Annotated in this window: 3 protein-coding genes; all 3 read right to left on the bottom strand. The window is 47.1% G+C overall.

Annotation, left to right across the window (positions count from 1 at the left end; genetic code table 11):
- Positions 1-765: 765 nt before the first annotated feature.
- The 3 genes from AC2FH6_RS21320 to AC2FH6_RS21310 are packed head-to-tail and all read right to left on the bottom strand — an operon-like array spanning position 766 to position 4,641.
- Positions 766-1,932: an MrcB family domain-containing protein gene (locus tag AC2FH6_RS21320; protein ID WP_496704181.1), complete on the bottom strand. Its 1,167-nt coding sequence runs from the start codon at positions 1,930-1,932 to the stop codon at positions 766-768.
- A gap of 44 nt (positions 1,933-1,976) precedes the next feature.
- Positions 1,977-2,981 (bottom strand): hypothetical protein, encoded by a 1,005-nt coding sequence (locus AC2FH6_RS21315; RefSeq protein WP_496704179.1) that lies wholly within the window; start codon positions 2,979-2,981, stop codon positions 1,977-1,979.
- A 58-nt stretch (positions 2,982-3,039) separates the two neighbouring features.
- A complete protein-coding gene (locus AC2FH6_RS21310; protein WP_496704177.1) occupies positions 3,040-4,641 on the bottom strand; it encodes an AAA family ATPase in 1,602 nt (533 codons plus the stop codon).
- Positions 4,642-4,820: the final 179 nt, after the last annotated feature.

Genomic DNA, 4,820 nt, shown 5'->3' with positions numbered 1-4,820 from the left:
TGAGAAATCGTGCAGTAGTTCCGGTCTCTCCGGAAGAAGAGATGGGTTGATTCTGGGCTCGGATAGATGAGGTCAGGCATGGTCAGTATTTTTCGGACCTGAGGGCAATTCCCGCTTCGGGCAAGCTGAACAACCCCTTCGATGTATCCGAGACGTTGATCCGGAGGCATAGTGTAGAGTGTTTCCGCCATCCTTGCAGCCAGTTCGAAGATCTCGTGTTGATCTCTTCTTACTGAAACACTGTTCGAGGCGTTGGCAGGACTGATTAGTCTTTTTTTGTGTTGCGAATTAGCTTTGCGGCAGTTTGAAGAACAAAACTTTTTGTTACTTCGGTACGGGAAGCTTTCGTTGCATTGGGCGCATTTTCTGAGGGCAAGGGTAGTGGACATAGATTGCTTTCTTTGAGGGCTTCCCCTCAACTGCAAATTGTACACCCAATGATTGTACACGAGGTCCTAACCCGAAGTGTCAGAATACCCGTTGGGGCTTTGAGGGGAAGAGTGGGTGACGCCACAAAAGCGTCGTCAGTACCTATAGGGTAAGTAGCTAAAGATACTCTTGAGACTATAGCTGCAGGGCGGCCTAAAGTTTCGGTTTGCTTGGTAGACCCCACCAAGAATCAAATCTGAAGCTGTTCGTAGTGATGTGAAATTGCTAAACCGCTTCAATTCCAACCAAGCTCCCAGACCAACTATATGCTGGGCTCAGGAGACAGCTACCGCTTGATAGTGCAATGGTGGGCCTTAATCAGAGTAAGATTGAAACTCACACCTTGTTTTCTTGTCGCAGGGACAGCTCGTAGACAGAGGGCGACACGCTAAGTCTGCCTGACTCGGTGTGTTTGAAAGGGTCTTTAAGCACTTCAATCTTTGGCGTTTCGCTAAGAGCTTCTGTAACGATATATACTCTATAACGGTCGCCAACTGTTGGATTTTGTGCAGCTATCCATTCGTTTCGCGTAAGCTCAACACTTGTCACTACCTTGCCTTTAGAAGCTTTCACCTCGATGTAGATTGGAGTTCCGTCTGCTTCGAAGGACGTGATATCCCAGCCAGGAGTCTCTCCCCTTGATGCGTGGTGATCGATCCTCTCAATTAGATCAGCGCGACCTGCTGCCCTTAACTTCTCTTGCTCTGCTTGGAGGGCGACCAACTCTCCAGCATTTCCTACTTTAAGAGAGGTCTGGCTTCGTCGTGTTTCGCTGCTACCAGTTCCTTTGCCCTTGTTATGCTTTTTGGGAGGTCTTGGTACAAAGGGTAAAAGTTTGGGTGCATGGACGGGCCGAGAAACGTCAGCGGTAGCTTCAACGAACTCTTCAACCGTGGGCATCGTAGGGTCTTCGGCAACCCGCTTGTAGAACTCAAGTAAAGAAGTGTATTCCGTTTGAAGTCGCGTTTCATCTGGAAGAGATCCTATCTGATAAGGACGAAACGCCAAGATTGAGCCTACTTCATAACCCCGATACCGTCTCCCAACACGAGAAGAAGATAAATCTATTGCATCGGTGGACATACCTTCTGGTATACCCAAAGGCATCAGCAATGATCTGAAACGCTCGACGCTTTCCTGCAATTTACGCAAGCTCGTCTTGTTCTCACCATGCATACGATCAAACTGGGTCAGGCCGATTTCAAAACACAGGTATACCCGCTTGAGATCTGCGGAGAACAAGTAAACGGGATAGTAACCGTCTTGTGGGGACTTAGTTATTCGGCTGTCGAAAGTAGCGACCCAGGGAGCAGCGGAAACATTTCCAAGCCCGCAAGATCCAGAAAAAATAAGGTGAGTTGAGTCTCCCGCTATCTTCTCCAGGCAAGTTGGAAACTGGGTCTCAACGAGTTGATGAGTCGAGTTGTCGCTATCCGTTGTCTTCGTTGCCTTATAGTCGCTCCAATTCGAGCCCACTGATTGAATTATTTCCCGAATACTCATTCAAGTTCCCATTGGTTTAGTTATCTTTAGGAAACCGCGAATACCTAAATCCGGGCTTTTTTCTCACCAACAAGATACCACGCAATCTGCTCGAAGAATGGTTGGAGATGCTGAGCCCAATAATCGGATCGTAGAAATTTGTGAAACTCTTTAAGTGCTGGTCCGCTGTCAAGGAGAGTGCTGACAACACTGTCTCCAAATCCAGGAAAACTTACATCTGTCAAACAACCTGTGTCGCCGTTTGTATATTTTGATGCCAGCCAGTTTTGGCTTGCACTGTTGGGACACTTCTCTATGAGTTTTTCTCCCTCGACACCTTCTTTAACGTCAAAGTAAAGCCATAGACAATCACCCTGTTCAACTTCATCTTGATCCGCAATCAACTTCTGCAGTTTGTCGAGACGCTTCGGTGAAACACGCGGATAACACTCGCGAAGAATTTCAATTGGAATAAGGTTTTCAATTTCTCGATATGGTGGATTAAAGAAACCTCCAACAAATTCACATTTGTTTGCTTCAGTCTCTGCCTTATTGAAGGTTTCTGAGCGAGCACTTCCTGGAGCAAGCATGTCGTTGTCGCAAATACAAATGCTTACTGCGCCGGCTTGCACCTGCTCTCTAAGTCTTCGGAAAGTTTGATTTCCGCCACCGTGACAAGCATCAAACTCAATCTGCATCTCACGACCGACTACAGTACCCTTACCGAGTACTAACGCGTATACCTCACCATCTGAGTGAGCGTCTTCGAGGATCAACCGTGGTTTTTCGAGCAGTCTGCCGTGCAGCAACTTTCTGTGTCCCACGGTCCAGCTATTTTCCCTTGTGTTAGTCTCGAATTGATCCCCAATTTTTATCTCGACATAGCCTGCTGCCTTAGAAAGAAGTGAAAAATTCTGCGCAGCCGCTTGCGACAATTTCCTAAACTCTGCTCGGTGGAGGTCAGCCAGACACTCTTGTTCTGAGGCAAATTTAGCAAGCTTACGCTGCAAGACAAAAATGTGATTTCCGCACCGACTGGATCTGGCAACTTCAGTGAGTAACTCTTCCATTTCGAATCTCGGAAGCTGCTCGAGTTCATCCGAGGTAATAGCAAACAATATTATCATTTTAGTATGAAAAGAATCCGTAGGGCCAAGACTTAAGGTGACCTTGCTCGTCAAAATTCGAAATGCTGATCCCAGCTCCATTTGGGTCGGTGCCGTTACCGTCGTCTGAGAAGATAACGATTTGCACAGCTGAGGAAGGTATTTTGCCATCCTCAATTAATTCACCAAGCCGATTAATCAGGGACTCACTGTGCGTTTCAATCACGTAGTGAATCGGTCTCTTTGACTGAGCATATGCTTCAACAAAAACGTCTGCGAGTTTAGCTTGGTGGGCGGGGTGCAAATGTAACTCGGGTTGCTCCATAGCGAAAATTCGGAATGTTGATTGATTGCTTGGCAAACGACCGGATGGACCACGCCCTCTGACCCTATTGGCCCACCAAGTCTGAGCCAAAATAGGCAAGACTTGAGAAACACCGTAGCCAGTGTCGGCAACGTTCGCATGGAAGCCGTCACGCTTGAGCGTAATGCTTACGTGCCCAACGTTTCTGGTAACTGAAATGCCATAGCCAAAAATCCCTTCGACCCAATCCGAGAACTCGGAAAGTTCAGAATGGCTAAGAGACGCGAGAAACATTGGTAGGTTTTCGCCATCAGGTGCAATTTCAGAGACTTCGAGCTCTTGATTCCGATAGAATCGCTCGCCGCTTGCTCGCGCTGGACCGATATAAAGCGTAGAACCGTATGCTCCCTGCAGTGCGTGACAGACATTTGTATAGTTGGATACCGCATAACTCAGAGCACATATCCAATCTATCTCCTTTCTTTCTCTTTGGTCGTCCGATTCCAGCCACTTTCGATATAGTTTTTGTACGGATCTAAGTTCCGTTCGTTCTATCAGATTTCGAACTACGTCATCTGACAGTCGTGGGCTTTGGAGGATTTTTAGTGCCTCGAGCATCAAATTGTGATCAGCAATTCGCTTGTCCACATGCGGCTTAAGTAGCGAAAAAATATCGGAAATTAGAGGTTCTTCAGTCCAATAGGGAAGTTGGCGCGTTTTTTCGCTCTTCACCTCTTGTGTCATTCGCAATGGTGCGAAGAGTGCGCTGCTTAGGAAGCTGAAATTAGTCTTTGGCAACATGCTTGCTGCAGAGATGCCGTTTACGATGACATCCTCACAACGGCGCCCATCCTTTGCCACAACAATATTTGTGAAGATTTCGTGCTCTGGCAGATCGAAGTTCACTCTTAACTTAGATGTTCGTTGGACTTGCAGACCAATTTCGAAGTCGAGCTTAGCACTCAATATTCTTGTTCTTGTTCTTCGACCATAGGGCTCGTCCATAAAATAGTAGTGCCGCTGCCAACGTTCATTTCGCACCTCGACATCCTGCGCCTCAAACGAAAACAAGATGCTGTCTTCCGGGTTGTTGTTGCGAACCGCAGTTTGAAAGTCCCCATAGTCAACACTGTTTCTGTCGAACCATAATATTGGGGCACTTGCTCGTGCTTCGATCGATTGCTTAATCAGCGGGAAAGACCTGAGGAACGTACTTTTACCGGCGCTGTTGCGCCCTACCAAAATGGTTATTGGTCGGATGTTTATGAGCGGCAAGCCCGTGAGGCTTCGCAGATTATTTACTGAATATGATAACTGCACAAATTCTACTATTCGCTAATTGTCTCTTTGAGCAAACTTCCCACTCAGCCGGATTTGTAGCATCGGAAGAAGCGCCCGACATCTGTAGGATAGATCACCTGCCCCTTCCAAGCGGAAATCGCCAAATTGGTGAAAAATGTCTTAGCTCTTATCCTTTCAGGAGAGTGGGGTTTGGACTT

The organism is Ruegeria sp. CDSC045 (assembly GCF_059610725.1).
This window is presented reverse-complemented; position numbering and strand designations above follow the sequence as displayed.

Bases quoted from the DNA above. Each gene is read 5' to 3' on its own strand.
- AC2FH6_RS21315 (WP_496704179.1), bottom strand. From the start codon at position 2,981: ATGGAAGAGTTACTCACTGAAGTTGCCAGATCCAGTCGGTGCGGAAAT.
- AC2FH6_RS21320 (WP_496704181.1), bottom strand. From the start codon at position 1,932: ATGAGTATTCGGGAAATAATTCAATCAGTGGGCTCGAATTGGAGCGAC.